Origin of the sequence: Citrobacter sp. RHB20-C16 (assembly GCF_013890155.1) — a bacterium.
Classification (GTDB): domain Bacteria; phylum Pseudomonadota; class Gammaproteobacteria; order Enterobacterales; family Enterobacteriaceae; genus Citrobacter_A; species Citrobacter_A amalonaticus.
Window position 1 is genome coordinate 4,187,166 of the sequence record NZ_CP057630.1, and the last position, 26,128, is coordinate 4,213,293.

24 protein-coding genes and 1 pseudogene are annotated in these 26,128 nt (G+C 54.2%); 11 read left to right on the forward strand and 14 right to left on the reverse strand.

Translation table 11 applies throughout. The features are described 5' to 3' along the window. The first annotated feature begins 18 nt into the window (after positions 1-18). From arcD to ridA, 6 genes and pseudogenes are all read left to right on the forward strand, one after another. Complete coding sequence (arcD, locus tag HVX64_RS20055) at positions 19-1,494, forward strand: arginine-ornithine antiporter (RefSeq protein ID WP_044253243.1); 1,476 nt, start codon at positions 19-21, stop codon at positions 1,492-1,494. 251 nt (positions 1,495-1,745) lie between these two features. Then, positions 1,746-2,225 carry an ArgR family transcriptional regulator gene (locus tag HVX64_RS20060; RefSeq protein WP_043001817.1) on the forward strand — a complete coding sequence of 160 codons (480 nt, stop codon included), beginning with the start codon at positions 1,746-1,748 and terminating at the stop codon, positions 2,223-2,225. A 98-nt stretch (positions 2,226-2,323) separates the two neighbouring features. Further along, positions 2,324-2,459: pseudogene (gene pyrL, locus HVX64_RS20065) on the forward strand (pyr operon leader peptide). A 2-nt stretch (positions 2,460-2,461) separates the two neighbouring features. Then, positions 2,462-3,397, forward strand: coding sequence for an aspartate carbamoyltransferase (pyrB, locus tag HVX64_RS20070; protein WP_042999240.1), 936 nt, complete (start codon positions 2,462-2,464; stop codon positions 3,395-3,397). Between the two features lie 14 nt (positions 3,398-3,411). After that, positions 3,412-3,873, forward strand: a complete 462-nt coding sequence (pyrI, locus tag HVX64_RS20075; RefSeq protein WP_042999239.1) for an aspartate carbamoyltransferase regulatory subunit — start codon at positions 3,412-3,414, stop codon at positions 3,871-3,873. 76 nt (positions 3,874-3,949) lie between these two features. Beyond that, the gene (gene ridA / locus HVX64_RS20080) at positions 3,950-4,336 is read left to right on the forward strand and encodes a 2-iminobutanoate/2-iminopropanoate deaminase (protein WP_042999238.1); all 387 of its coding nucleotides are present in this window, start codon (positions 3,950-3,952) and stop codon (positions 4,334-4,336) included. A gap of 52 nt (positions 4,337-4,388) precedes the next feature. Here the strand turns inward: ridA and HVX64_RS20085 are convergent, their stop codons facing one another. From HVX64_RS20085 to mgtA, 5 genes are all read right to left on the reverse strand, one after another. Further along, positions 4,389-5,675, reverse strand: coding sequence for a TRAP transporter large permease (locus HVX64_RS20085; RefSeq protein ID WP_042999236.1), 1,287 nt, complete (start codon positions 5,673-5,675; stop codon positions 4,389-4,391). 30 nt (positions 5,676-5,705) lie between these two features. Then, the gene (locus tag HVX64_RS20090) at positions 5,706-6,215 is read right to left on the reverse strand and encodes a TRAP transporter small permease (protein ID WP_044253240.1); all 510 of its coding nucleotides are present in this window, start codon (positions 6,213-6,215) and stop codon (positions 5,706-5,708) included. Positions 6,216-6,276: 61 nt separating this feature from the next. Continuing rightward, positions 6,277-7,254 carry a TRAP transporter substrate-binding protein gene (locus tag HVX64_RS20095; RefSeq protein ID WP_042999234.1) on the reverse strand — a complete coding sequence of 326 codons (978 nt, stop codon included), beginning with the start codon at positions 7,252-7,254 and terminating at the stop codon, positions 6,277-6,279. A 183-nt stretch (positions 7,255-7,437) separates the two neighbouring features. Continuing rightward, a complete protein-coding gene (locus HVX64_RS20100) occupies positions 7,438-7,602 on the reverse strand; it encodes a hypothetical protein (RefSeq protein ID WP_154299464.1) in 165 nt (54 codons plus the stop codon). Positions 7,603-7,610: 8 nt separating this feature from the next. Continuing rightward, positions 7,611-10,319, reverse strand: coding sequence for a magnesium-translocating P-type ATPase (mgtA, locus tag HVX64_RS20105; RefSeq protein ID WP_181825148.1), 2,709 nt, complete (start codon positions 10,317-10,319; stop codon positions 7,611-7,613). Positions 10,320-10,785: 466 nt separating this feature from the next. Here mgtA and treR point away from each other — a divergent pair, with 466 nt between their 5' ends. The 5 genes from treR (at position 10,786) to nrdG (ending at position 18,270) form a co-directional block, all read left to right on the forward strand. Beyond that, entirely contained in the window at positions 10,786-11,733 is a 948-nt protein-coding gene (gene treR / locus HVX64_RS20115; protein ID WP_044253234.1) for a trehalose operon repressor TreR, read from the forward strand. Between the two features lie 145 nt (positions 11,734-11,878). Continuing rightward, on the forward strand, positions 11,879-13,297 hold the full coding sequence (gene treB, locus HVX64_RS20120; RefSeq protein WP_044253231.1) for a PTS trehalose transporter subunit IIBC: 1,419 nt from the start codon (positions 11,879-11,881) through the stop codon (positions 13,295-13,297). A 47-nt stretch (positions 13,298-13,344) separates the two neighbouring features. Continuing rightward, on the forward strand, positions 13,345-15,003 hold the full coding sequence (treC, locus tag HVX64_RS20125) for an alpha,alpha-phosphotrehalase (protein ID WP_044253228.1): 1,659 nt from the start codon (positions 13,345-13,347) through the stop codon (positions 15,001-15,003). A 404-nt stretch (positions 15,004-15,407) separates the two neighbouring features. Further along, positions 15,408-17,546, forward strand: coding sequence for an anaerobic ribonucleoside-triphosphate reductase (gene nrdD / locus HVX64_RS20130; RefSeq protein WP_042999228.1), 2,139 nt, complete (start codon positions 15,408-15,410; stop codon positions 17,544-17,546). Positions 17,547-17,805: 259 nt separating this feature from the next. Continuing rightward, the gene (gene nrdG, locus HVX64_RS20135) at positions 17,806-18,270 is read left to right on the forward strand and encodes an anaerobic ribonucleoside-triphosphate reductase-activating protein (RefSeq protein WP_042999227.1); all 465 of its coding nucleotides are present in this window, start codon (positions 17,806-17,808) and stop codon (positions 18,268-18,270) included. A 47-nt stretch (positions 18,271-18,317) separates the two neighbouring features. Here the strand turns inward: nrdG and HVX64_RS20140 are convergent, their stop codons facing one another. The 9 genes from HVX64_RS20140 to HVX64_RS20180 form a co-directional block, all read right to left on the reverse strand. Continuing rightward, positions 18,318-20,228 (reverse strand): PRD domain-containing protein, encoded by a 1,911-nt coding sequence (locus HVX64_RS20140; RefSeq protein ID WP_044253220.1) that lies wholly within the window; start codon positions 20,226-20,228, stop codon positions 18,318-18,320. A 16-nt stretch (positions 20,229-20,244) separates the two neighbouring features. Then, complete coding sequence (locus tag HVX64_RS20145) at positions 20,245-20,985, reverse strand: KDGP aldolase family protein (protein ID WP_042999225.1); 741 nt, start codon at positions 20,983-20,985, stop codon at positions 20,245-20,247. Further along, positions 20,982-22,100 (reverse strand): DgaE family pyridoxal phosphate-dependent ammonia lyase, encoded by a 1,119-nt coding sequence (locus tag HVX64_RS20150; RefSeq protein ID WP_042999224.1) that lies wholly within the window; start codon positions 22,098-22,100, stop codon positions 20,982-20,984. The genes HVX64_RS20145 and HVX64_RS20150 overlap by 4 nt, the downstream gene beginning before the upstream one ends. Continuing rightward, positions 22,084-23,217 (reverse strand): amidohydrolase/deacetylase family metallohydrolase, encoded by a 1,134-nt coding sequence (locus HVX64_RS20155; RefSeq protein ID WP_044253217.1) that lies wholly within the window; start codon positions 23,215-23,217, stop codon positions 22,084-22,086. The genes HVX64_RS20150 and HVX64_RS20155 overlap by 17 nt, the downstream gene beginning before the upstream one ends. Positions 23,218-23,314: 97 nt before the next feature. Further along, positions 23,315-23,959 carry a DUF4310 family protein gene (locus HVX64_RS20160; RefSeq protein ID WP_042999222.1) on the reverse strand — a complete coding sequence of 215 codons (645 nt, stop codon included), beginning with the start codon at positions 23,957-23,959 and terminating at the stop codon, positions 23,315-23,317. Positions 23,960-23,970: 11 nt separating this feature from the next. Continuing rightward, positions 23,971-24,747 (reverse strand): DUF4311 domain-containing protein, encoded by a 777-nt coding sequence (locus HVX64_RS20165; protein WP_042999221.1) that lies wholly within the window; start codon positions 24,745-24,747, stop codon positions 23,971-23,973. 22 nt (positions 24,748-24,769) lie between these two features. Then, positions 24,770-25,069 carry a DUF4312 family protein gene (locus tag HVX64_RS20170; protein WP_042321633.1) on the reverse strand — a complete coding sequence of 100 codons (300 nt, stop codon included), beginning with the start codon at positions 25,067-25,069 and terminating at the stop codon, positions 24,770-24,772. Between the two features lie 2 nt (positions 25,070-25,071). After that, positions 25,072-25,434, reverse strand: coding sequence for an SFCGS family glycine-rich protein (locus tag HVX64_RS20175; protein ID WP_012134368.1), 363 nt, complete (start codon positions 25,432-25,434; stop codon positions 25,072-25,074). A gap of 11 nt (positions 25,435-25,445) precedes the next feature. Continuing rightward, entirely contained in the window at positions 25,446-25,784 is a 339-nt protein-coding gene (locus tag HVX64_RS20180) for a glycine dehydrogenase (protein WP_061075410.1), read from the reverse strand. Positions 25,785-26,128 lie beyond the last annotated feature (344 nt).

Sequence of the window (26,128 nt, forward strand, 5' to 3'; positions counted from 1 at the left end):
AGATTGAGGACTCTCTTCATGACTACTCTTGATACCAGCAAACCGGCTGCGGACGCTTCGACCTCCCAGTCCGAAGGTAAGCTCAAACTTCCGGCGCTAACGGCGCTTGTGGTCAGCGCGCTGATCGCCGCCGGGGTATTCTCTCTGCCGCAGAACATGGCGGCCAAAGCAGGCGCTGGCGCGATCCTGATCGGCTGGGGAATTACCTTTATCGGCATGTTAACCCTCGCCTTTGTCTTCCAGACCCTGGCGCACCGTAAAAGCGAAGTGGAAGGCGGCGTGTATGGTTATGCCCGCGCGGGTTTTGGCGAGTACATCGGTTTTAACTCCGCCTGGGGTTACTGGATCTCGGCGTGGATCGGCAACGTTTCATACTATGTGGTGATCTGTTCCGCACTCGGCTCCTTCAGCGCGCTCGGTTTCTTTGGCGACGGCACCACCCTTTCTGCGCTGATTGTGGGATCAATTCTGCTCTGGAGTCTGCATTTCCTGATCTGTCGCGGCGTACAGGGTGCCGCCCTGCTCAATCTGATCGGCACGGTCGCGAAAGTGGTTCCTCTGATCATGTTTGTTGTGCTGGTCAGCGTCGCCTTTCAGGTTCGCACCTTTAAGATTGAATTCTGGGGCAATGAACAGCTTGGCTCTGTTATGGACCAGGTGAAAAACATCATGCTGGTCACCACCTGGGTTTTCATCGGTATTGAAGGCGCCGCCATGTACTCGGGCCGGGCGATGAAAAAATCAGACGTGGGTAAAGCCACCATGATTGGATTTTTCATCTCAATCCTGCTGTTTGTCGCCGTCTCGGTGCTGTCGCTCGGCGTTCTGTCTCAGCCAGAACTCGCACAGTTGAAGAACCCTTCTACTGCAGGCGTACTGGCAGCGGCGGTCGGGCCGTGGGGCGCAGCCCTGATGAATATCGGTCTTATCGTTTCCGTCGGCGCCGCGCTGCTGGCCTGGACGTTATTGTCTGCGGAAACGGCGTATATGGCCGGTAAAGACGGCACCATGCCCAAATTCCTGGGCAAAGAAAATGCCAACAAAGCGCCGGTCAATGCGCTGCTGCTGACCAATGGGCTGACCCAACTGTTCCTGATCATCGCCCATTTCCAACAGGCGGGGTATCTTGCGCTGCTGCTGCTGGCCACCTCAATGATCCTGATCCCCTATTTTCTCAGCGGTTTGTATGCCCTGAAAGTGGCGTGGCAGAAGGACGGTTATAACCGTGATGAACAGCATTCCATCACCCGCGACATCATCATCGGCGCGCTGGCAACACTCTATGGTGCCTGGCTGGTCTATGCCGCCGGGATGGAATATCTGCTGCTGTCGATGATCCTCTACGCACTCGGTATCGTTTTTTATGTCTGGGCGCGGAAGGAGAAAAATGGAAGACTTTTCAATCCAATAGAGATCGTTCTGGCTATTATGGTGGTGGCCGCAGGGATCTACGCGGTCTATCTGTTGGCGACCGGCGTGCTCACGCTCAGTTGAAGCACGTCCACACAGGGAAGACGAAACGGCAAAACTCCGCCTTCCCTTAGACGACTAAGTGGAATATTTTTTCATGCAGATGCCATCCGTCAGGATGCTGAAGCGCGCTCCAGTCAAATTTCAATAAGCCGATCAAACACATCCCGGTTGAAATGGAGAACATTTGCTTAGTGCGTCATCAAATAAAAATAGAAACATTGGGCAGATCTACAGGTTGTTATCTTCGGCTGATTACACTGGACTAACTGATGATGAAACTTTACCAACCCGCTTCAGAAAAAGAAGAACTACAACTCTCTGTTTGTCAGCGCCTGATTGGCGAAAAAAGCTATCTCTCACAGGAGGAGATCCGCCGCGATCTGCAAAACTACGGCTTTGAAACCATCAGCCAGTCAACGGTTTCCCGCCTGCTGAAAATTCTTGGCGTCATAAAAATTAGAAATACGAAAGGACAAAAAATTTATTCCGTCAATCCGCAATTGCGTCCAGCCCCCGATGCCGCCCGTTCCATTTCTGAAATGGTGGTGAGCGTGGAGCATAACAGCGAATTTATCCTTATCCATACGGCGGCAGGCTATGGCCGCGCCGTCGCCCGGATCCTCGATTATCATGCCCTGCCGGAAATCCTGGGTGTGGTAGCGGGTAGCAGTATTGTCTGGGTTGCGCCACGGGTGGTGCAGCGCACTGGCCTTGTCCACAAACAGATTAACTACTTACTAAAAATGAATTAATATTCACTAAAACCGTTTGCGTTGAATAAAAACGGCATTTTTTGCTTGATCCACAAACGGAGCTGAGTATAATCGCGGACAATTTGCCGGGAGGAAGTATGGTCCAGTGTGTACGACATTCTGTCTTACCGCGTCTGAAAACAGACGCTGGCCTGCCGTTTTTCTTTCCGTTGCTCACCTATTCCCAGCCCCTCAAATGAGGGGCTTTTTTTTTGCCCTGGCGTCAGGAGATAAACATGGCTAACCCGCTATATCAAAAACACATCATTTCCATAAACGACCTCAGTCGCGACGACCTCAATCTGGTGCTGGCGACGGCGGCGAAATTAAAAGCGAACCCTCAACCGGAGCTGCTCAAACACAAGGTCATCGCCAGTTGCTTCTTTGAAGCCTCGACCCGTACCCGCCTGTCGTTTGAAACCTCAATGCACCGCCTGGGCGCCAGCGTGGTCGGCTTTTCCGACAGCGCCAACACGTCGCTGGGTAAGAAAGGTGAGACGCTGGCAGATACCATCTCTGTGATCAGCACTTATGTTGACGCGATCGTGATGCGTCACCCACAGGAAGGCGCGGCGCGTCTGGCGACCGAATTCTCCGGTAAGGTGCCGGTACTGAACGCGGGTGACGGTTCAAATCAACATCCGACACAAACGCTGCTGGATCTGTTCACCATTCAGGAAACGCAGGGGCGTCTGAACAACCTGCATGTGGCGATGGTCGGCGACCTGAAATATGGCCGTACCGTGCATTCCCTGACGCAGGCGCTGGCGAAGTTTGACGGCAACCGCTTCTACTTCATCGCTCCGGATGCGCTGGCAATGCCGCAGTACATTCTTGATATGCTCGACGAAAAAGGCATTGCCTGGAGCCTGCACGCCTCTATCGAAGAGGTGATGGCGGAGGTAGATATTCTGTACATGACCCGCGTACAGAAAGAGCGTCTGGACCCTTCAGAATACGCCAACGTGAAGGCCCAGTTTGTCCTGCGCGCCAGCGACCTGGTGGGAGCACGGGAAAACATGAAGGTACTGCATCCGCTGCCGCGTATAGATGAAATCGCCACGGACGTGGATAAAACGCCTCACGCCTGGTATTTCCAGCAGGCAGGCAACGGGATTTTCGCGCGCCAGGCGTTACTGGCACTGGTTCTGACTAGCGATTTGGCACTGTAAGGGGAGATAACGAGATGACACACGATAATAAACTGCAGGTTGAAGCGATCAAATGCGGCACCGTAATCGACCATATTCCCGCGCAAATCGGCTTTAAATTGCTGACTCTGTTCAAGCTGACCGAAACCGACCAGCGCATCACTATCGGCCTTAATCTGCCTTCCGGTGAAATGGGACGTAAAGACCTGATTAAGATCGAGAACACCTTCCTGACCGCCGAACAGGTTAATCAACTGTCACTGTATGCGCCACAGGCCACTGTCAACCGTATCGACAACTACGACGTGGTGGGTAAATCACGTCCAAGCCTGCCGGACCACATCGACAGCGTGCTGGTCTGCCCGAACAGTAACTGCATCAGCCACGCTGAACCGGTTTCTTCCAGTTTTTCAGTGAAAAAACGCGCGGATGACATCGCGCTTAAATGCAAATACTGCGAAAAAGAGTTTTCTCATTATGTGGTGCTGGCCAACTAATTGCAGTTGGTTAAAAATTCGTGGCTCCCTATAATGCCAGAGAAATTTCATTAACCGCTGTACTTCAGGAGAAATCATGAGCAAAACTATCGCGACGGAAAATGCACCCGCAGCAATCGGTCCATATGTTCAGGGCGTAGATCTGGGCAGCATGATCATCACTTCCGGTCAGATCCCGGTTGACCCGAAAACCGGCAGCGTGTCGGACGACGTCTCCGCGCAGGCGCGTCAGTCGCTGGAAAACGTGAAAGCTATCGTTGAAGCCGCTGGCCTGAAAGTAGGCGACATCGTGAAAACAACCGTATTTGTCAAAGATCTGAACGATTTCGCGACCGTCAACGCCACTTACGAAGCGTTCTTCACCGAACACAACGCTACCTTCCCGGCACGTTCCTGCGTGGAAGTCGCGCGTCTGCCAAAAGACGTGAAGATCGAGATCGAAGCGATCGCCGTTCGTCGTTAAGCGATAAAAAAATCCGGGCATACCAGCCCGGATTTTCGTCACTGCCATCCCCTTACATCACGCCAAAGAATTTCGGCAGGAACAGCGAAATCGCCGGGATATAAGTCACCAGCAAGAGCACAAGGAACAGTACCGCGTAGAACGGTAGCATCGCCTTCACCACCTGCTCGATCTTCTGTTTACTCACCGCACTGGCAACAAACAGCACCGACCCTACCGGCGGTGTGATCAGGCCAATTCCCAGGTTCACCAGCATAATCATCCCGAAATGAACCGGATCAATGCCGAGGGCGTTGGTGACCGGCAGCAGCACAGGGGTCAGGATCAGAATCAACGGCGCCATGTCCATCAGCGTACCAATCAGCAACAGCATGATGTTAATACACATCAGAATGACATACTTGTTATCCGAGATACTGGTAAACGCTTCGGTAATGCGCATCGGCAGTTGCATATAGGTCATGATGGCGCCAAACGCTGCCGCGAAACCGATCAGGATCATCACGATGGTCACGGTCTTCACAGTGCGATACATCAGTTTCGGCAGTTCAGACCACTTATAGTCGCGGTAGATAAACATGGTGACGAAAAACGCCCACAGGCAGGCGATCGCCGCCGATTCCGTCGCGGTAAAAATACCGGAAAGGATCCCGCCCATAATGATGACGACCGTCATCAGCCCCCACAGCGTATCGAGAAAGATCTTCAATGCCTGTCGGAACGGCACGCGCTCCCCTTTCGGGTAGCCGCGCTTATGCGCAAAGCCCACGCACATTACCATCAGGGTAAAACTCAGCAATAGCCCAGGCAGGATCCCGGCAATAAACAGCGCGGCAATCGACACAGTACCGCCCGTCGCCAGCGAGTAGATCACCGAGTTATGGCTGGGCGGCGTCAGGATTGCCTGCACGGAACCGCTGGCGGTGACCGCTGCGGCAAAGTCTCGCGGATAACCTTTCTTATCCATTTCAGGGATCATCACTGAACCGATCGATGCGGTATCCGCCACCGACGATCCTGAGATCGCGCCAAAAAAGGTTGATGCGACAATGTTCACCAGCGACAGACCACCGCGAATGAAGCCAACAAAGATATAGGCAAAGTTGACTAACCGGCGCGCAATGCCCCCTTCCGCCATAATGGCCCCGGCCAGAATAAAGAACGGGATCGCCAACAATGAGAATTTGTTCACGCCGTTGGTCAACTGGATCATCACCGCTTCCAGCGGGATATCGATATACCACGCCCCGACGATCGCGCTGATCCCCACCGCGTACGCCACCGGCACCCCAATCGCCAGCATGATGCCGAGCGTAAAAACGAGAATAAATGCATCCATTTGCTTTCCCCTATGAAGTCGGTTCGGTCATCAACTGGTTGAACCCAGCAAGACCACAGGACGTTGATACTGAGCGCCACGGCAGATCTTCTCGATGATGAAAAGCAGCATGATCGCCGAACCGATAGGGAGCGGAAGATAGTTTTCCCCGGCAGTCAAAATTGGGAATTCTGCCACGGGTTGTTGCCACAACTCATAACAGAGCGTCGAACCGTACCAAAGAATAAAAATACTGATCGCCAGCAACATCAGATCGGCACCGATAAAACAGATCCGGCGCCCCATTTCACCAAGACGATCGGTTACCATGCTGACCGCAATATGCGAACCCGCACGATAGCTGACCGCCGCACCAATAAAAGTGAACGTCACCATGCACAATATGGCGATCGGCTCGGGCCAGGACAGCGCGCTGTTCATCACGTAGCGCGCGAATATCCCCACGGGAATAACCGCCACCATCACCAATAAAGCCAGCCCGGCAATCCACATTGAAATTCGATACAGCACATCCATTACCGATGAATAACCTTCACCCATAATCATCACCTCGAACGAATAACCGATTCAGGCAGATGACCTCCGTCATCCGCCTGATGAATTACTTCACATCCTGAATTCGCTTGATCAAATCCTGGTGGTCTTTACCGTATTGATCCCGGACGGGCTGTGTGGCTTTATAAAAATAATCCGTATCGATGTCATGGAAATTCACCCCATTTGCTTTCATGGTTTCCAGTGATTTCGCATTATAGGCTTCCCAGAGTTGGCGTTGTTCTATTTGCGCTTCTTTTGCCAGTTTAATAATTAATTCCTGATCTTCTTTTTTCAGCTTGTCCCACTTGGCTTTTGAAAACAGGAACAGTTCAGGAATAATGAAATGCTTACTCCAGGTGTAATTTTTGGCGACCGGCAGATAGTTATGCGCGACAAAGGTCGGCGGGTTATTTTCTGTGCCATCAATAACCCCGGTCTGCATCCCGCTGAACACCTCACTGGTTCCCATGGCGATCGCATTCGCGCCCATCGCTTTTAAGGTATCGAGCGAGACCGGGCTGGTCTGAACACGGATTTTCATCCCTTTCAGGTCTTCCGGTTTCACCACCGGAGCCTTGGTAATCAGGTTACGCGTTCCGGCATCCATCCAGCCGAGAAACACCAGTCGGGACTGGCTGTTGGCGGTCAGCCGGTCACCAATTTCCTGACCAATTGCCCCGTCCAGAACCTTATGCAGGTGATCTTCATCGCGGAAGATATAGGGCAGCGTAAAGACGTTAATCTCTGGCAGTATTGCGGCAACCGGAGACATCGACACGCGAATAATATCAATCGCACCCAGTTGCGCCTGTTCAATCATCTGCTTTTCATCCCCCAGTACGCCGCCCGGGAAGGTTTTAATATCCAGACGTCCGTCGGTCGCAGCGCTGAGTTTTTCGCCCATATGCTTCACAGCAACTACGTTCGGATAATCCGCCGGATGAACATCTGCCGCACGCAGCGTTTGCGCAGACGCCGCCTGCGCTGCCAGCACTAAAGCAGTCCCCACGCACAGGTTTAACAAGGTTTTGGTCAGTTTCATTTTTCCATCTCCAGAGGTTTATAATTTTCATTAATACAAACGACTTGCAGGATAGAGGGCCGCCTTAATTAAAAGGGACAGTAAGGAATGACATTGCCCAGGCAGACTCGTCGGTGTAACAAAGTATTACGATGATTATGTTCATAAAATGACGATGGATGGAATTTTTTTTAGCACGCTGTTTCATTTTTGCAATGAAGGTCTTTTTCCTGGAAAAAAGATGTCCTGAAGCGGGCTTAAATTGTGATCGACCACACCTCTTTGGTTTTTCAAAAAAAATAAAACACGACGAAGGGAAAGAATATATTCTTGCGCGATAAAAAAGAGAATGGCTGCCGAAGCAGCCATTATTTTGTTTACTGCCAGCCGTAGCGGCGGCTATAGAAGCCTTTAACCCATTGCGTTAACGTCATATATCCCACCAGAATCGCCACTAACCAGGGGAAATAACTCAGCGGTAACGCCTGCAATTGCAGATAACCTGCCAGCGGTGAGAACGGTAGCGCAATTCCCACAATCATTACCACCAGCGTCATCAGCATCAGCGGCCAGGCAGCGCGACTCTGAATAAACGGCACGCGGCGCGTACGAATCATATGCACAATCAGCGTTTGCGACAGCAGCCCCACCACAAACCAGCCAGACTGGAACAGCGTTTGCGCTTCCGGCACATTGGCGTGGAATACCCACCACATCAGGCAGAATGTCAGAATGTCGAAGATGGAGCTGATCGGGCCAAAAAAGAGCATAAAACGGCCCAGATCCGCCGGATTCCAGCGCTGCGGTTTCTGGATCTGCTCATCATCAACGTTATCAAACGGGATCGCCACCTGAGATACATCGTACAGCAGGTTCTGAATCAGCAAGTGCAGCGGCAACATGGGCAGGAACGGTAAAAAGGCGCTCGCCACCAGCACGCTAAAGACGTTACCAAAGTTAGAACTGGCGGTCATTTTGATATACTTCAGCATATTGGAGAACGTACGACGCCCTTCAATTACGCCTTCTTCCAGCACCATCAGGTTCTTTTCCAGCAGAATAATATCGGCCGCTTCACGGGCGATATCGACCGCGCCATCCACCGAAATACCAATATCCGCCGCACGTAGCGCTGGCGCGTCGTTAATTCCATCGCCCATAAAGCCCACCACGTGCCCTTCACGTCTGAGGAGGCGGACGATCCGCTCTTTATGCATCGGCGTCAGGCGTGCGAACAGCGTAGTATGCTGAGCCAACGCGGCCAGCGCGTCGTCGCTCATGTCTTCGATATCATTTCCGACAATCACCTCTCCGGCATCCAGACCTACCTCATGGCATACCTTCGCGGCGACCAGTTCGCTGTCGCCGGTCAGGATCTTCACGGTAATGCCACTGGCTTTCAGCGCTTTCAGCGCCGGTGCGGTCGTTTCCTTCGGCGGATCGAGGAAGGCGATGTAACCTTCAAGGATCAGATCGGATTCATCAATACGCTGGTAATCCCCTTCCCGCGCTGGCAGGTATTTGGTCGCCACGGCGACCACGCGCAGCCCCTGACGGTTCAGCGTATCAGTCACGCGCTTCACTCGACGCAGCATGTTGTCATCCAGCGGCACAATTTCGCCGTTATGACGTACTTGCGTACAGACGCTGACGATCTCCTGCAACGCGCCTTTGCACACCAGTTGATGCACATCCGTCTCTTCTGCCACCACCACCGACATCCGGCGGCGCTCAAAATCAAACGGAATCTCATCAATTTTCTGCCAGCGGGTAGACAACGTGCGCGCAGCGCCTTCATCCACACCTTCCAGCACGGCGGTATCCAGCAGATTTTTCAGTCCGGTCTGGTAATGGCTGTTCAGCCATGCCGCGTGCAGAACGCGTTCACTGGGCTTACCGGAGATATCCGTATGATTCTCCAGCACGATTTTATCCTGGGTCAGCGTGCCGGTTTTATCGGTGCACAGAACGTCCATCGCGCCGAAGTTCTGAATGGCATCCAGATGTTTGACGATCACTTTTTGCTTCGACAGTTTCACCGCGCCGCGTGCCAGCGTCGAAGTAACAATCATCGGCAGCATTTCCGGCGTCAGGCCTACGGCGACGGAGAGCGCAAACAGCGCCGCTTCCCACCAGTCACCTTTGGTATAACCGTTAATGAGCAGCACCACTGGCGCCATCACCAGCATAAAGCGAATCAACAGCATACTGACGCGACTGATCCCCTTCTGGAACGCGTTTTGCTCGCTTTCCTGTTCGCTGACGCGCCCCGCCAGTTGACCAAACCAGGTATGGGTGCCGGTGGCGATAACCATCGCCTGCGCCGTGCCGCTCACCACGTTAGTGCCCATAAAGCACAGGGTATCGCGCTCAAGCGGGTTGCTTTGGCTGGCGTCGCGGGTGTGCGCCACTTTCTCCACTGGCAGCGATTCGCCGGTTAATGACGCCTGAGCAACAAACAGGTCTCGCGCCTGAATCACCCGCAGATCGGCCGGGATCATGTCCCCCGCCGACAGCTTGATGATGTCGCCGGGCACCAGTTGATCGCCAGGCAGCTCCACCCAGCCGTTTTCCCCTTTCTCATTGATGACCCGCAGCACCGTCGCGGTGTTGCTGACCATCGCTTTCAGCGCGTCTACCGCTTTGGTGGAGCGCGCTTCCTGGACAAAGTTAAGCAGCGTGGAAATCACCACCATCAGAGCGATCACCCCGGCGGCGAACAGATCTTCCGTGGCATACGAGATCGCGCCCAGAAGAGTCAGCAACATATTGAACGGGTTGCGATAACAGGTCCACAGATGCTTCCACCACGGTGACGGTTTCTGGGTCGGCAGAAGGTTTTCACCGTGTTGTTCGCGGGCGGCGTTCACCTCTGCCACATTGAGTCCTTCCGGATGCGCATTAAACGTTTTCCATAGCGTCTTTTCATCCATCACGGCCACTTTCAGGCAGTGTTCACTCAGTGAAGAAGGTATCGGGGTGCTGGCAATCGACTGTGCATTAGGTAATGGATCGCGGTGCACCAGGCGATCGGGCAAATGGCGTCCAAGCCGGGCAAACAGCTGGCGAGTGATATTTTTAAACATAGGCAGCCCCTCCGCGCCAATAAGACAGGCGCAGAAATATCCTTCAGGCGTGGCAAAACCTTACCTGACAGGTAACATCATTTTTAAACAGGGACGTTAATGCGTCACTGTCTTACATCACCGGTAAGACAGCGAAAGGCAGGCTTACCGGAAAGCGTATGTTCTCCAGGTCGGGAGAGGGGTGGGATCGGGATCCATAAAGCCTCCGGTAATTGAATGAGTTAGCTCACAGATAATAAGTTGTAGATCATAATAATTGTGGCATTTATGGCGTTATAATAACCCCCGGCAATTAAACAAAACATATACACAAAAACATTCGGTTCGCATCCCGGCAGAAAATGAACGACGCCAACGCAAAAGCAGCGTGAAGGATGACGTGTATAAACCAGACTTTGCCCATTGTGGTTTCTATAAGTAAAGTTACCCTCTTATCATCTTTTGTTGCGTACCACGGGAAAACAGGATGCAAAATCGGCTGACTATCAAAGACATCGCCCGCTTAAGCGGCGTGGGGAAATCCACCGTTTCCCGTGTGCTGAACAACGAAAGCGGCGTCAGTGAACGGACTCGCGAGCGTGTCGAAGCCGTGATGAATCAGCACGGATTTTCTCCTTCCCGTTCAGCCCGCGCCATGCGTGGCCAGAGCGATAAAGTCGTCGCCATCATTGTGACCCGTCTCGACTCCCTGTCGGAAAACCTTGCCGTACAGACGATGCTGCCGGTGTTTTATGAGCAGGGTTACGATCCGATCATGATGGAAAGTCAGTTTTCCCCGGAAAAAGTGGAAGAACACTTAGGTATGCTGAAACGCCGCAATATCGACGGCGTGGTGCTGTTCGGTTTTACCGGCATCACGGACACGATGATCGCCCCGTGGCAGGCATCGCTGGTGCTGCTGGCTCGTGATGCTAAAGGCTTTGCTTCCGTCTGCTACGACGACGACGGGGCGATTAAAATCCTCATGCAACGTCTGTACGATCAGGGGCATCGCCACATCAGCTTTCTCGGTGTGCCGCACAGTGACGTCACCACCGGGAAACGCCGCCATGACGCCTATATCGCGTTTTGCAAACAGCATAAGTTACATCCTGTCGCGGCCCTGCCGGGTCTGGCGATGAAGCAAGGCTATGAGCATGCCGCGAGCGTCATTACACCAGACACTACCGCGCTGGTCTGCGCCACGGATACTCTCGCGCTCGGTGCCAGTAAGTATTTGCAAGAACAGCGGGTCGATAATCTGCAACTGGCGAGCGTCGGTAATACGCCGCTGATGAAATTCCTGCATCCGGAGATCGTCACGGTCGATCCCGGTTATGCCGAAGCCGGACGCCAGGCGGCCTCCCAGTTGATCGAGCAGATCAACGGACGCAGCGAGCTGCGCCAGATCGTCATTCCTTCCACCCTTTCCTGAAGCATTGCTGATCGCTTTCTGAACGATAATTTGTGATCTTCGCTGCGTTTCGGGAACGTTCCCATTTTTAATTTTTTATCCCGGATATACTCTGTGGCCATCGCATAACCCCCCCTTTTCACTGTCATCGCCACGAGGCTTCATGATGAGCAAAGTTAAACAAGCGGATATTGACCGGCTGATAGAGCTGGTAGGCGGGCGAGAGAATATCGCCACCGTGAGTCACTGTATTACGCGCCTGCGCTTTGTGCTGAATCAGCCAGCAAACGCCAGACCGAAAGAAATTGAAGCCTTACCGATGGTCAAAGGCTGCTTTACCAACGCCGGTCAGTTCCAGGTGGTGATTGGCACCGAGGTTGGCGATTATTACAAGGCGCTGCTGGCCACCACCGGGCAGGCGCACGCCGATAAAGAGCAGGCGAAAAAAGCGGCTCGTCAGAACATGAAATGGCATGAGCAACTCATCTCCCATTTCGCTGAAATCTTCTTCCCGCTGCTGCCGGCGCTGATTAGCGGAGGCTTGATCTTAGGTTTCCGCAACGTCATTGGCGACCTGCCAATGAGCAACGGCCAGACGCTGGCGCAGATGTATCCAGCGCTGAAAACGATCTATGACTTCCTGTGGCTGATTGGCGAAGCCATCTTCTTCTATCTGCCGGTGGGCATCTGCTGGTCGGCGGTGAAAAAAATGGGCGGTACGCCGATCCTCGGCATCGTGCTTGGCGTTACGCTGGTATCGCCACAGTTGATGAACGCGTATCTGCTGGGGCAGCAGGTACCGGAAGTATGGAACTTCGGCCTGTTCACCATCGCGAAAGTAGGCTATCAGGCGCAGGTCATTCCGGCGCTGCTGGCTGGCCTGGCGCTGGGCGTGATTGAAACGCGCCTGAAACGCATCGTGCCGGATTATCTGTATCTCGTGGTGGTGCCGGTGTGTTCATTGATCCTCGCGGTCTTCCTCGCTCATGCGCTGATCGGTCCGTTTGGCCGCTTGATTGGCGACGGTGTGGCCTTTGCGGTTCGCCATCTGATGACCGGCAGCTTCGCGCCGATTGGTGCCGCGCTGTTTGGCTTCCTGTACGCCCCACTGGTGATTACCGGCGTGCACCAGACCACGCTCGCCATCGACATGCAGATGATCCAGAGCATGGGAGGAACGCCGGTATGGCCGCTGATTGCCCTTTCCAACATCGCGCAGGCGTCTGCGGTGGTCGGCATTATTATCGCCAGCCGTAAACAGAACGAACGCGAGATCTCCGTTCCTGCCGCGATCTCCGCCTATCTTGGGGTCACTGAACCAGCAATGTACGGTATCAACCTGAAATACCGCTTCCCGATGCTCTGCGCAATGATCGGCTCCGGTCTCGCCGGTCTGCTCTGCGGCCTGTACGGGGTGATGGCGAACGGTATTGGCGTTGGCGGCCTGCCGGGCATCCTTTCTATCCAACCGACTTACTGGCAGGTCTACGCCGTCGCGATAGCCATCGCCATTGTCATCCCGATCGTGCTGACTTCTATGGTTTACCAGCGCAAATACCGTCAGGGCACGTTACAGATTGTCTGATTTTATTCGGGGCGCACTTGCGCCCCTCGCATAACCAGGAATTGACTATGAATACCCTTCCCCACTGGTGGCAAAACGGCGTCATCTACCAGATCTATCCCAAAAGCTTTCAGGATACGACCGGCAGCGGCACCGGCGATTTACGCGGCGTGACTCAGCGCCTCGATTACCTGCATAAACTGGGCGTAGATGCCCTCTGGCTGACCCCGTTCTATATCTCACCGCAAGTGGATAATGGCTACGATGTCGCTAACTACACCGCTATCGATCCCGCTTACGGTACGCTGGATGACTTCGATGAACTGGTCGCCCAGGCAAAAGCACGCGGCATCCGCATTATTCTCGACATGGTGTTTAACCACACCTCCACGCAGCACGCCTGGTTTCGTGAAGCGCTCGACAAAGACAGCCCGTATCGCGAGTTTTACATCTGGCGCGACGGCACGCCTGATGCGCTGCCCAATAACTGGCGTTCCAAGTTTGGCGGCAACGCCTGGCAATGGCATGCCCAGAGCGAACAGTATTATCTGCACCTCTTCGCCCCGGAACAGGCGGACCTGAACTGGGAAAACCCTGCCGTCCGCGCCGAGCTGAAAAAAGTCTGCGAATTCTGGGCCGATCGCGGCGTGGATGGCCTGCGCCTGGACGTCGTCAACCTGATCTCCAAAGATCAGCGCTTCCCCAATGACCTGGACGGCGACGGTCGCCGTTTTTATACCGATGGGCCGCGAGCGCATGAATTTTTGCATGAGATGAACCGCGACGTCTTTACGCCGCGCAAGTTGATGACGGTCGGTGAAATGTCCTCCACCACGCTGGAACATTGCCAGCGCTACGCCGCGCTGGACGGTAGCGAACTGTCGATGACCTTCAATTTTCATCACCTGAAGGTCGATTATCCCAATGGAGAGAAATGGACGCTGGCGAAGCCCGATTTTGTCGCACTGAAGACCCTGTTCCGCCACTGGCAGCAAGGAATGCACAACGTCGCGTGGAATGCGCTGTTCTGGTGTAACCACGATCAGCCGCGCATTGTGTCGCGCTTTGGTGACGAAGGCGAATATCGGGTGCCGGCCGCGAAAATGCTGGCGATGGTGCTGCACGGTATGCAGGGCACACCGTACATCTATCAAGGGGAAGAGATCGGCATGACCAATCCTCACTTCACCCGGATCACCGACTACCGCGATGTGGAAAGCCATAACATGTTTGCCGGGCTGCGGGCGGAGGGTCGCGATGCCAATGAACTGCTGGCAATCCTGGCCAGTAAATCCCGTGACAACAGCCGTACGCCAATGCAGTGGAATAACCGCAAGAACGCCGGTTTCAGCCAGGGTGAACCGTGGATCTCCCTATGCGATAACTACGCGGACATCAACGTGGAGAACGCGCTCGGCGATAATTCGTCGGTGTTTTATACCTATCAACGGCTGATTGCGCTGCGTAAATCCGAACCTGTGTTGACCTGGGGTGACTATCAGGATCTGTTACCAGACAGCCCACACGTATGGTGTTATCAGCGCGAGTGGCAAGGACAGCGGCTGCTGGTCATTGCCAATCTGAGCGGTGAATGTCAGGCCTGGTTCCCGGAATCGTACCGGGGTAACTGGCAGGTGTTGATGCACAACTATGATGAAGTTTCACCACTGCCAACGGCGATGACGCTGCGTCCTTTCGAAGCGATCTGGTGGTTGCAGAAGTCATAAACTGAACACATTTTGCCCGGCAAACTCTCGATGCCGGGCAAAAAGGTCGCCCCGCGTTAGCTTACTGTTTTTGTTGAATAAATAATCAGATTTTTCTATATCACAATTTACAATCGCTATAACGCCCGCCAACTGTACGCTCTGCTTTTTACCTTGCGCTACATCAAAAAAATCGTAAACATCCTTGATGCAAATCACTATATATAGAACTTAAAATGCAATCCGCCCCAACATGTTGTATTAATCAACTACATTTACAACAACAATGATGTCCACAGTCAAGGTGACTTTGTGGATAACATGGGACTGGATTGCGGGAAGTGATTGGATAGAGAGATGAATAACCATATCAACGCCTCCCGAGCCTCTGTGGATAACCTGTTCTTATACATTATGGAGTGATCATGACACCGCATGTGATGAAACGAGATGGCTGTAAAGTGCCGTTTAAATCAGAGCGCATCAAAGAAGCCATTCTGCGTGCAGCTAAAGCAGCGGGAGTCGATGACGCAGATTACTGCGCCACCGTCGCAGAAGTCGTTAGCAGTCAGATGGACGCGCGTAGCCAGGTCGATATTAATGAGATCCAGACGGCGGTTGAAAACCAACTGATGTCAGGCCCTTACAAGCAGCTGGCGCGCGCCTACATTGAATATCGCCATGACCGTGATATTCAGCGAGAGAAACGCGGTCGTCTGAACCAGGAAATTCGCGGCCTGGTAGAACAGACCAATTCCGCGTTGCTCAATGAAAACGCCAATAAAGACAGTAAAGTCATCCCGACCCAGCGCGACCTGCTGGCCGGTATCGTCGCCAAACACTACGCCCGTCAGCATCTGCTGCCGCGTGATGTAGTACAGGCGCACGAGCGCGGTGATATTCACTACCATGATCTCGACTATTCCCCGTTCTTCCCGATGTTCAACTGCATGCTTATCGATCTCAAAGGGATGCTGACGCAGGGCTTTAAGATGGGTAACGCAGAGATCGAGCCGCCAAAATCCATCTCTACCGCCACCGCCGTGACCGCGCAAATCATCGCGCAGGTCGCCAGCCATATTTACGGCGGCACCACCATTAACCGTATTGATGAAGTACTGGCGCCATTCGTGACTGCCAGCTTTAACAAGCACCGTAAGACGGCGGAAGAGTGGCAAATTCCGGATGCCGACGGCTACGCGCATTCCCGTACCGAGAAAGAGTGCTACGACGCCTTCCAGTCTCTGGAGTATGAGGTCAATACGCTGCATACCGCCAACGGCCAGACGCCATTTGTGACCTTTGGTTTCGGCCTGGGTACCAGTTGGGAATCGCGCCTGATTCAGCAGTCCATTCTGCGTAACCGTATCGCCGGTCTGGGCAAAAATCGCAAAACCGCCGTGTTCCCGAAACTGGTGTTTGCGATTCGTGACGGCCTGAACCACAAATTTGGCGATCCGAACTATGACATCAAACAACTGGCGCTGGAGTGTGCCAGCAAGCGCATGTATCCGGACATCCTGAACTACGATCAGGTCGTGAAAGTCACCGGTTCGTTCAAAACCCCGATGGGCTGCCGCAGCTTCCTCGGCGTGTGGGAAAACGAGAAAGGCGAACAGGTTCACGATGGGCGTAACAACCTCGGCGTGATCAGCCTTAACCTGCCGCGTATCGCGCTGGAAGCAGGTGGTGATGAGCCGACGTTCTGGAAACTGCTGGACGATCGTCTGACGCTGGCGCGTAAAGCGCTAATGACCCGTATTGCCCGTCTGGAAGGCGTTAAGGCTCGCGTCGCGCCGATCCTCTATATGGAAGGCGCCTGCGGCGTACGTCTGAAAGCCGATGATGATATCGCGGAAATCTTCAAAAACGGTCGTGCATCGATTTCACTGGGCTACATTGGTATCCACGAAACCATCAACGCGCTGTTTGGTGATACGCATGTCTACGACAGCGAAGCGCTGCGCGCGAAAGCGGTTGCCATTGTTGAGCATCTGCGTCAGGCCGTCGATAAATGGAAAGAAGAGACCGGCTACGGCTTTAGCCTGTACAGCACGCCGAGTGAAAACCTGTGTGACCGCTTCTGCCGTCTGGATACCGCCGAGTTTGGCGTCGTGCCGGGCGTCACCGATAAAGGATACTACACCAACAGTTTCCACCTCGATGTGGAGAAGAAGGTGAACCCGTACGACAAAATCGATTTTGAAGCGCCTTACCCGCCGTTGGCGAGCGGTGGCTTCATTTGCTATGGCGAATACCCGAACATCCAGCACAACCTGAAAGCGCTGGAAGATGTCTGGGACTACAGCTATCAGCATGTGCCGTATTACGGCACCAATACGCCAATCGATGAATGCTACGAGTGCGGCTTTACCGGTGAGTTCGAATGCACCAGCAAAGGCTTCACCTGTCCGAAATGCGGTAATCACGACGCGGCACGCGTGTCGGTAACCCGCCGCGTCTGCGGTTATTTAGGCAGCCCGGACGCACGTCCGTTTAACGCCGGTAAACAAGAAGAAGTGAAGCGTCGCGTTAAACATTTAGGGAATGGGCAGATCGGTTAATTTCCGTTTGCAAAGGCCGTAGGCCTGATAAGACGCCATCGCGTCGCCATCAGGCATCACAATGTTGCCGGATGGCGGTGCAAGCACCTTATCCGGCCTACTACCGCTAACTACAGTTCCAATGTCGTGGTTTTCCTCTAAGCAGTTGGTGTTGTAGCAAGGCGGCAAACGAACGAATCCCGGGGAGCTTACATCAGTAAGTGACCCGGGTGAGTGAGAGCGGCCAACACAGCTACAGCGCCAAATGCAACGAGGAAAAATGAATTATCACCAGTATTATCCCGTCGATATCGTTAACGGCCCCGGTACCCGCTGCACCCTGTTTGTTTCAGGGTGCGTGCACGAATGCCCTGGCTGCTACAACAAAAGCACCTGGCGGCTGAACTCCGGTCAGCCATTCACAAAAGCAATGGAAGACCAGATCATTAGCGATCTAAACGATACGCGGATCCACCGCCAGGGGATCTCCCTTTCCGGCGGCGATCCGCTTCATCCGCAGAACGTACCGGATATCCTGAAGCTGGTGCAGCGCATTCGTGCTGAATGTGCAGGTAAAGATATCTGGGTGTGGACCGGCTATAAGCTGGATGAACTCAACGCCGCGCAAATGCAGGTTGTGGACCTCATTAACGTGCTGGTGGACGGCAAATTTGTGCAGGATCTGAAAGACCCGGCGCTGATCTGGCGCGGCAGCAGCAACCAGGTTGTCCATCATTTACGGTAAACACTATGGCGGACAGCATCTGCTTTCCGTCTTTCCTGCCCCTCCCATCAAAAACGACTCACACACTCCATCGCCACCGCTTTAAACTCGGCGAAGTTTTGGCTGCCGCACAGTCGCGTCATAGCGCGTTCACGCAGGAAAGTGACAAAGATATCGTAGATGGCCATTGCCTCTTCGTACTCGCTTTTACTGATAGCGAGTAAAAAGATCACATGTGCGGTTTCGTCCCCCCAGGCGATACCCTGCGGGGCGAGCACCGTGTAGACCACCGTTTTTTTCGCCAGCAGTCCGAGGGCGTGCGGCAGCGCAATGCTGTCACCGAGTATCGTGCTGACAATCGCCTCACGCTCGACAACCGAATCGAGAAATTCAGCATCGACGAACCCTTCGCGGTGCAACTGATCGCACAACGTTTTGAACAACGTCTGCTGATCCATCGTACCCTCAATAATGCGGAAATGGGCGGCGTCGAAGTATTTGTTCAGCATCCACGGCCGGGTTCTGTCCACCAGCACTAACTTACCGATCTGCTCAAGCTGATAGTCGGTAGGGAACGGCGCGATTTGCACCACCGGTTTATCTTTCTCACCAATCCGTGCTGTGGCGATCACAAAGTCCTCCGCGATACTCTCGCGCTGTTCGTAATCACGCAGCGTCAGCGTGTTTACAATCTCGATCTGCGGATATTTGCGCGCCAATACCGCTTCAATCATCCGCACCATCGCATTTCCCGTGTCGCAGACCAGCAGAACTTTTGGCTGCCGCTGGTAACCGATGTTGTAACTACGTTCAAGCCCAACGCCGATGTGTAACACCAGAAAGCCGATCTCGTTTTCGCTGATGGCGTAAGGGGTGTATTTACCCCAACTGGAGACTGCCGCCAGGGTCATATCCCATGCCATGGGATAGTGTTGCTTGATGTTCTCCAACAGCGGGTTCGGGATCATGATCTGATAGCGCACCCGGGTGATCATCGTTTTGATGTGAGTGAGTAAATCCGCATGAAGCTGTTTATCATTCAACAGGTTATAGTTGTACTGGCTGTTGATAAACCGCAGGATGTAATTGACCAGCGCTTCCTCGTCGTCGGCATTGATCGCACTGGGCGCAATCTCCTGCACCTGCCGCGCCGCGATATGTACCTTCAGCCAGTTCTCTTCCGACACCGACAGCGGATGATTTGCCAGATGCTGCACGACAGCGGCAATCTCACGCGCCGCCAGGCACACGTTCTCTTCCACCTCTTCGTTGGTGAATTCCGACAACGGATACCCTTCGCTGATACGGCGTACCGCGACCGCGCAGTACAGACGTAAAAACAGCTCGCCTTCGTCAGTAAGGCGAATATGGAAGCGATTGAAAATCTCCTCAAGCAGCGGTTGAAGCTGCGATGGCACCCCGGCATACAGCGCCTCTTCGGTCACCAGCGGATTAGCGGGATCCTGCTGCGCCAGCGTCCAGAGAAGGTCGGTCAGGCAGGCGCGGATCGCCATCTCGCTGCCGAACAGTTTCATGCCATGGCGCGGACGCGTTTCCAGCGTCAAATGATAGCGTTGCAGCCATTCACGCACTTCTGCCATGTCGTTTTGTAGCGTCGCCCGACTGACAAACCATTCATCAGCTAAATCTTCGAGTTTGAGAGAAAAGGCGGATGTCAGAAAACGTACCATCAGGTAATGTACGCGTTCCTGACTGGTGCGCGGAATTCGCAGCGCGCTGGGCTGCTGCGATTGCAGGGACTGATAGCTTGCCGGGTCATCGATCCTGAGCTGATAACCGTTGCCCCGGCTGAGGATAAACTGCGCGCCGTGCTGAGTCAGCAGGGCGTTGAGCGCTGTAATATCAGCACGAACAGTGCGTGTGGAAACCGACAACCGCTGCGCCAGCTCATCCTGCGGCAGCGTCTCGTTTTGCAACATCGTAAACAGTTGCGCCAAACGTTGGTTGGGGAATCGCACATCACTCTCCTCGTTTTTAACCTACACACGCCCTGGTCAGCGCCAGCAACTGGCGCACATCGTCCGGACGGGTGTTTCCGCTTACCTTATCAATAATAGAACTATAAATGTGAGGAATGATTTTACTGACGCCCGCGTCGAGGGCAATTTGCAGAATCTCAGCGTAGTTTTCCAGATCGATCCCGCCGGTTGGCTCCAGCCAGAAATCATGACGCGCACAGGCTTCAGCCACCGCGTTAAACTCGTCACGGCATTTCAGACCGCCCATCGGGAAGTATTTGATCGAGCTACCGCCCATATCTTTCAGCAGCGCGATAGCCGTTTCGACCGGGACAATGCCGTCCGCCGCTTTGCTACTCAGCGGCCCGGTGGAAATTTTGACCAGACCAGGCGTACCAGTCGGCGATACCAGACCATTGACCACCGTCTCACTCTGCCCGAGCAGGGCGCGGCTGGTTGCCACGCCGGTGAACACCTGGTTGACGTGCTGCGGCTGAACCTGGCGAGAGATTTCACTGACCATCGCCGACTGGTTCGGATCGCCCGCCCCCAGCCCTACGGAGAGCGCATTGTGGATAAGTGCCGCGTAGTCACGCATATCCGCCACCGCGCTTTCGACATCCGGGTAATTTTTGGAGAGTACACCCACCAGCACATGACCTTCCGCCGCGTCGTAAATGTCACGCGCGTTCTCTTTCGAGCCGGCCAGTACATTCAGGCAGACGCGATCGCGATAAAAGTTCGGGGTCAATTTCATGCTTGTTTCTCCTGATTAATCACGTCGCCAATCCGGCGCGCCACAATGTCCAACTGTGCACGATCAACACTGCGCACATCTGCTTCAATAATTCCTTCGTTGGCTTTGTAACCACGGAAGTAAATCGCGTATTCACCCTGCTTGAGCGCTTCCACCAGTTCGCCTGTCGCGATGCCGGTAACAGCTTCATCAAACTTAATTTCTGCGCGGGCGATATCCCGTCCCGCGCTGTCCCACACCACGCGAGCGGTCACACCGTTGAGCGCATTCAGCGCATCAATAAACGGCGTCATTTTTTCCACCATCTCCGCGCCGCTCTCTTTCTGCGCATTCAAATAGAGTTCAATGGCACAGGTCAGGCCGAGAATCCCCTCTTTGCCGACCTTCATCGCCCGACCAATACCCGCCGTCTGGCGTTTCACCCACTCGACGTACTGGGTTTTGCCGATGACCAGTCCGCTGGTAGGGCCTTCGATCGCCTTCGCGCCGCTGTAGATCACCAGATCGGCCCCCGAACGGTAGTAGCACTGCAGATCTTCTTCCGCCGCCGCATCTACAATCAGCGGCAGATTGTGTTTACGCGCCACGACGACGGCCTGCTCAACGCTGAGCATGCTTTTTTGTACACAGTGGTGGGATTTGATGTAAAGAATCGCCGCCGTGCGCGGGGTGATTGCCGCCGCCAGCTGTGCGGCAGAGCATTCATTGGCATATCCGGCTTCCACCAGCTTGCCACCGCCCAGCGCCACCATCGTGCCAACCGGCGCACCAAAGTTAACGTTGTGCCCTTTCGGCAGCACGATTTCGTTATTCTCAATCGGTGTGATGTGCAGGTTCTCCAGCAGCCAGTCGCTGTCCTGGACCAACACGGCGGCCACCGACTGAGCAATGCCCGCAGACGCACAGGAAACCACCGTCGCCCCTTCCACATCCAGCAGCTTCGCAATGTATTCCCCGGTTTTATTCACCAGATCTTTCATCTCAAAGTACTGGTTCATACCGGCCATCGCCGCTTCCACCACTTCCGGGCGCGGCGTGGACACGCCCAGCGCCGTCATTCGTCCAGAGGTATTAATTACCTGCTTTAAATGGTATTTTTCAAAAATCGAAGGCATGTTCCGCGCTCCCTTGTTCGGTCATATAGCCCTTGCCCGCACGTATTGCGGCAAGCGGCACCAGCAGTTTTTCAGCCTGTAAGCTGTCATTTTCGGCATCGATCAGCACGGTTGGCTGACGCTTCAGCGTAAAGAGGGTTAAGTCAGCGTCCAGACCTGGCTGGAGACGACCTTTGGATTTCAGACGCAAGCCGTCGGCGGCATTCGCCGTCACACAGTTGATGACCTGCGGCAGCGACATCCCGATGGCGAGGAATTTCGACATCACATTCGCCAGCGAATGCACCGGGCCGTTAATACGGTTGCGGCAATAGATATCAGAACTGATGGTGTGCGGCAGAATGCCTAAGCTGATGGCACGTTTCGCCACCGCAAAACTCAGGCTGGCCGTGCCGTGCCCGACGTCCAGACGCACGCCGCGCTGAATCGCCCGGGTGACCGAGGCGCGCAGTTCACCCTCCGGCGTCAGAATGCGATTGGGTTTTCCGTTGTAGCAGTGGGTGATGATATCGCCCGCCGTCAGGCGCTCCGCGATCTCATCCAGATCCGGCGGGTTATTGCCAATGTGGACCATCAGGGGCAAATCACCGTTCGCTTGCTGCATCGCTTTGGCACGTTCCAGCGGCGTGATGCCATTTTCACCCACCACGCTGCTGCTCATACGCGCTTTCAGGCCGACGATGAAATCAGGGTAGCGTTTCACCGCCTGCTGTACCGCGTCGGCATCGATGTTGGCCATATTCGCCAGTTCGTTTTGTGCAATCAGCCCGACGCGGGAGATATTCAGAAGTGCATAGACTTCCGTCGCGGCGTCGCGCGTGAGGGCATAGAAATCATCAATATCATCGGCACCGGTACTGCCCGCATCCACAACGGTCGTCACGCCGGTGGCAATGCCTACGCTGTCCGGTTCGTCGTGATAAATCGGGGAATTTGGATAACAGTGAACGTGGGAATCAATCCATCCGGCGCTGACGTAGTACTCGCCGTTGAGCTCAACGGTTTTCACCGCCGGGTCGTTTATCTCGCCTAACGCGGCGATTTTGCCGTCCTTCAGGGCGATATCACAGACCGTATCGTCAACCAGACGCGCACGGCGAAGGAGTAAATCAAACATGTCTCTCTCCTTTTGCCGGATAGCGGCGTAACCACCCTATCCGGCCAACAAAGACGCGCTTATCCGTAGGCCTGATAAGCGCTTTGCCATCAGGTAATTAGCTAATCGCAATCGGGAAGATTGAACCTAAAATCATGGCGCCAAGGATAGCGCCCCCGGTGATCGGTTTCTGCCAGATGTAAAACAGCAGTGCGCCGACCAAAGAACCCACACCGATAGGGATCGACGCCGTCATCGCGCTGAGGATGATCAATGGGCCGAGGAAACGCCCCGAGGCGTTACCGGCACCCATCATCACGTCCGCCCCGTAGGTCGAGTCACTCTGATTGATGGTGAACTTACGCGCCAGGATAATGACGTAACCAATCGCCAGGCCAATCGCCAGCCCCGTAGCGAGAGAAGCGATAAAGTTCTCAACCGGGAACACAATGCCTGCGCCCAACAACAGCGCCGGAACCCCCAGACCAACGCCGGTCTGAATCGCACCGCCGATATCCAGAATCCCCACCAGGGAGCCTTCGATAATGCGGGCGAACAGGAAGCTGGCACCAAACGCGGCCACTGCGCCGTACGATCCGGTATCAATCCCCGCTTTCAGCATGGCCACGAACGCCACTTCGTTAAACGCGCCAATCCCGTACAGGTAGTACATGTGCGTCCCGGCAAACACACCGGAGGAGAGCAGGCCAACGAAGATCGGGAACGACCAGTCGGCAAACCAAAAACCTTTATTCTGTTCCATTGTGGCCTCCGTTATTTGCCGCTAAGCGAGTTGTGGATCAGTTCGAGCCAGTTCGGCACGGTCATGTGGAAGGATTCGATCATCTTCATGTCGAAGCCACGGAAGAAGCCGCTCAGGACGAACAGCAGGACGATGGCCGCCATCATCACTTTGGTCACATGGTTCCAGCCGCTCTCTTCAACGCCTTTACCAATCAGGATGCCGAGGACCAGACCCGGTACGGCGTTACCCATGATCAACTGTGCCGCGCCGCCGAAAACGGTTGCCCAGAAGCCTGATTTCTTACCGGCATCGATCGCCGCCAGCCAGAAGATCACCGGCATCACGGTGTTGACCAGCAGGTTTGCCGCAGGGACCAGCACCTTAACGGCGGTCACCTGCAACGCTTCCGGTACGGAAGAAGCCGTGAGGTTCAGGAAGGTCACGACGATCATGCCGATGACGCCGCAGGCAATCGCCATTTTTTTCGGGTCATGCAGCGTTTCACCGACGTTACGGTTTTTGATCATCAGCGCTGCCGCGCCCCAGTTAGGAATGATGCGGTGATCCACGTCCTGTGTGAACGAGCCCGCCGCAACGGATGAGGCCCAGGCGTTGAAGAAAAAGCCCAGACCAAACGAGAAGTGAGAAGCCGGATCCCCTTCGCAGGAATTCAGTTCCCCCAGAGTTCGAAACGCACCCATCCCCTGTGTGGTAGGCGCATGAAACATGCGTGCAGCCCCGGCCCCCACACCCACGCCGACGAGGGCACCGATGATGAGCGATTTTATTAAAATTATCAGGAACATAATTATGCCTTCTTAACAAGAATCAGCGTTGCGAGACAAAATCCACCTTGTCCAGATTGATGGCTGTCACGTTGACGGTCACATCCAGCTCCACGCTGTAAGTGCGTCGTTCCCGGCGCAGAAAGAAGAACAAAAACGCTTCTTTGCGCACCGCTTCACGCGCTTGAACAACCTGCACATCCTGTGGCTCAATACGCAGTAAAATGTGCGGCGATGCCTTCATGACCGCGGCCTGAACGTGGTTCAGGGCATCGGCAAAGGCGCGCGCTTTGGCTTCGCCTTTACCGGTGACTCTCACCGTTGTGGTGAATTGTTCTTTCATACTTACGCGCCGTATTTTTTCTGCCACGCCTGGACCAGGCGCTCGCCAAGCTCTTCTTTATCCATAAAGCCGAACCCCAGCACGTTGCAGCCTTCGTTAATCGCCGTTACGCCTTCATCCACAGAGCGCATCCCATATTTGGCTTTGTAACCGTATTTGTTCTGTGCAGTGATGGCGCCCGCGCCGCCGCTGCCGCAAAAAGAGATGCCGAACGTGGCGTTTTCCGCTTTCATCACGTCCCCCAGTTTCATATCCGCAGCAACGCCCGGTACTACCACCGCACGACCACCGGCTTTCTCGACGCCTGCCGCCACTTTCTGGCCTTTACCCAGACGATCGCCAATCACGACTGTAATCTGTTCCATGTTGTTGCTCCTTAAAGGTTGTCTTTCGCGACTTCAAAGTGGACGGACAGCAGCCAGGCTTCTTCCTCGGGAAGGTTGCCAAACGCTGCGACCACGTCGCGGGCAAGCGCCATTGAGTCGGCTGAAATTTCATCAAACAAACTGGCTTCCACTTCCGGCAAAGGCTCGCCGGTCACCGACCGGTGCGCCATGGCGCGAACGTGAGACGTCAGCATTTGTTCCTGTACGGCGTTGGGAATGATGTGATGTTCACGCAGCAAGGCATACACTTGCGCCAGCATGCGATCGGCCAGTTCACCAATCTGCGCCACCTGTTCCCCCATGTCGTTCATTACTGCTCCGTTATTCACTCGTCTTACCCCGTTAATGGCTCTGAGTTAAAACTAGCGGTGGGGGTAAAAAGTTTGTAGCGAGTTGTTTTCCACTTCGAAGTGGAAAGGCGAGTGGCAATAGTGATCTGTTCCACAGAAAAGGGGGTTTTGATGATTTATCGCTGGAAAAGTGTGACTTTATTCACAGATATCAACGGCGTTTCGTTGCGACGCCAGCAGAGAAGAAAGTCTGAAACTGTGAGCAAAGAGCGATTTTCAACCATAGTATCCAAAAGACTTATGACGAATCTCTGCGAGGCGCTACGCATAGGCTAAACCCCACGCTGGCGCGGAATTTGTGATTACAAGAAAATACGGTGATG

What these genes read in the sequence shown, in the direction of transcription:
- HVX64_RS20160 (WP_042999222.1), bottom strand. Translation starts at nt 23,959, where the DNA reads ATGGAACAGAATAAAGGTTTTTGGTTTGCCGACTGGTCGTTCCCGATC.
- HVX64_RS20170 (WP_042321633.1), bottom strand. Translation starts at nt 25,069, where the DNA reads ATGAAAGAACAATTCACCACAACGGTGAGAGTCACCGGTAAAGGCGAA.
- HVX64_RS20100 (WP_154299464.1), bottom strand. Translation starts at nt 7,602, where the DNA reads ATGGCTGCTTCGGCAGCCATTCTCTTTTTTATCGCGCAAGAATATATT.
- HVX64_RS20090 (WP_044253240.1), bottom strand. Translation starts at nt 6,215, where the DNA reads ATGGGTGAAGGTTATTCATCGGTAATGGATGTGCTGTATCGAATTTCA.
- HVX64_RS20145 (WP_042999225.1), bottom strand. Translation starts at nt 20,985, where the DNA reads ATGAAATTGACCCCGAACTTTTATCGCGATCGCGTCTGCCTGAATGTA.
- treC (WP_044253228.1), top strand. Translation starts at nt 13,345, where the DNA reads ATGAATACCCTTCCCCACTGGTGGCAAAACGGCGTCATCTACCAGATC.
- pyrI (WP_042999239.1), top strand. Translation starts at nt 3,412, where the DNA reads ATGACACACGATAATAAACTGCAGGTTGAAGCGATCAAATGCGGCACC.
- HVX64_RS20060 (WP_043001817.1), top strand. Translation starts at nt 1,746, where the DNA reads ATGAAACTTTACCAACCCGCTTCAGAAAAAGAAGAACTACAACTCTCT.
- HVX64_RS20085 (WP_042999236.1), bottom strand. Translation starts at nt 5,675, where the DNA reads ATGGATGCATTTATTCTCGTTTTTACGCTCGGCATCATGCTGGCGATT.
- arcD (WP_044253243.1), top strand. Translation starts at nt 19, where the DNA reads ATGACTACTCTTGATACCAGCAAACCGGCTGCGGACGCTTCGACCTCC.
- nrdG (WP_042999227.1), top strand. Translation starts at nt 17,806, where the DNA reads ATGAATTATCACCAGTATTATCCCGTCGATATCGTTAACGGCCCCGGT.
- pyrB (WP_042999240.1), top strand. Translation starts at nt 2,462, where the DNA reads ATGGCTAACCCGCTATATCAAAAACACATCATTTCCATAAACGACCTC.
- HVX64_RS20095 (WP_042999234.1), bottom strand. Translation starts at nt 7,254, where the DNA reads ATGAAACTGACCAAAACCTTGTTAAACCTGTGCGTGGGGACTGCTTTA.
- mgtA (WP_181825148.1), bottom strand. Translation starts at nt 10,319, where the DNA reads ATGTTTAAAAATATCACTCGCCAGCTGTTTGCCCGGCTTGGACGCCAT.
- treB (WP_044253231.1), top strand. Translation starts at nt 11,879, where the DNA reads ATGAGCAAAGTTAAACAAGCGGATATTGACCGGCTGATAGAGCTGGTA.
- nrdD (WP_042999228.1), top strand. Translation starts at nt 15,408, where the DNA reads ATGACACCGCATGTGATGAAACGAGATGGCTGTAAAGTGCCGTTTAAA.
- HVX64_RS20150 (WP_042999224.1), bottom strand. Translation starts at nt 22,100, where the DNA reads ATGCCTTCGATTTTTGAAAAATACCATTTAAAGCAGGTAATTAATACC.
- treR (WP_044253234.1), top strand. Translation starts at nt 10,786, where the DNA reads ATGCAAAATCGGCTGACTATCAAAGACATCGCCCGCTTAAGCGGCGTG.
- HVX64_RS20165 (WP_042999221.1), bottom strand. Translation starts at nt 24,747, where the DNA reads ATGTTCCTGATAATTTTAATAAAATCGCTCATCATCGGTGCCCTCGTC.
- HVX64_RS20175 (WP_012134368.1), bottom strand. Translation starts at nt 25,434, where the DNA reads ATGGAACAGATTACAGTCGTGATTGGCGATCGTCTGGGTAAAGGCCAG.
- ridA (WP_042999238.1), top strand. Translation starts at nt 3,950, where the DNA reads ATGAGCAAAACTATCGCGACGGAAAATGCACCCGCAGCAATCGGTCCA.
- HVX64_RS20155 (WP_044253217.1), bottom strand. Translation starts at nt 23,217, where the DNA reads ATGTTTGATTTACTCCTTCGCCGTGCGCGTCTGGTTGACGATACGGTC.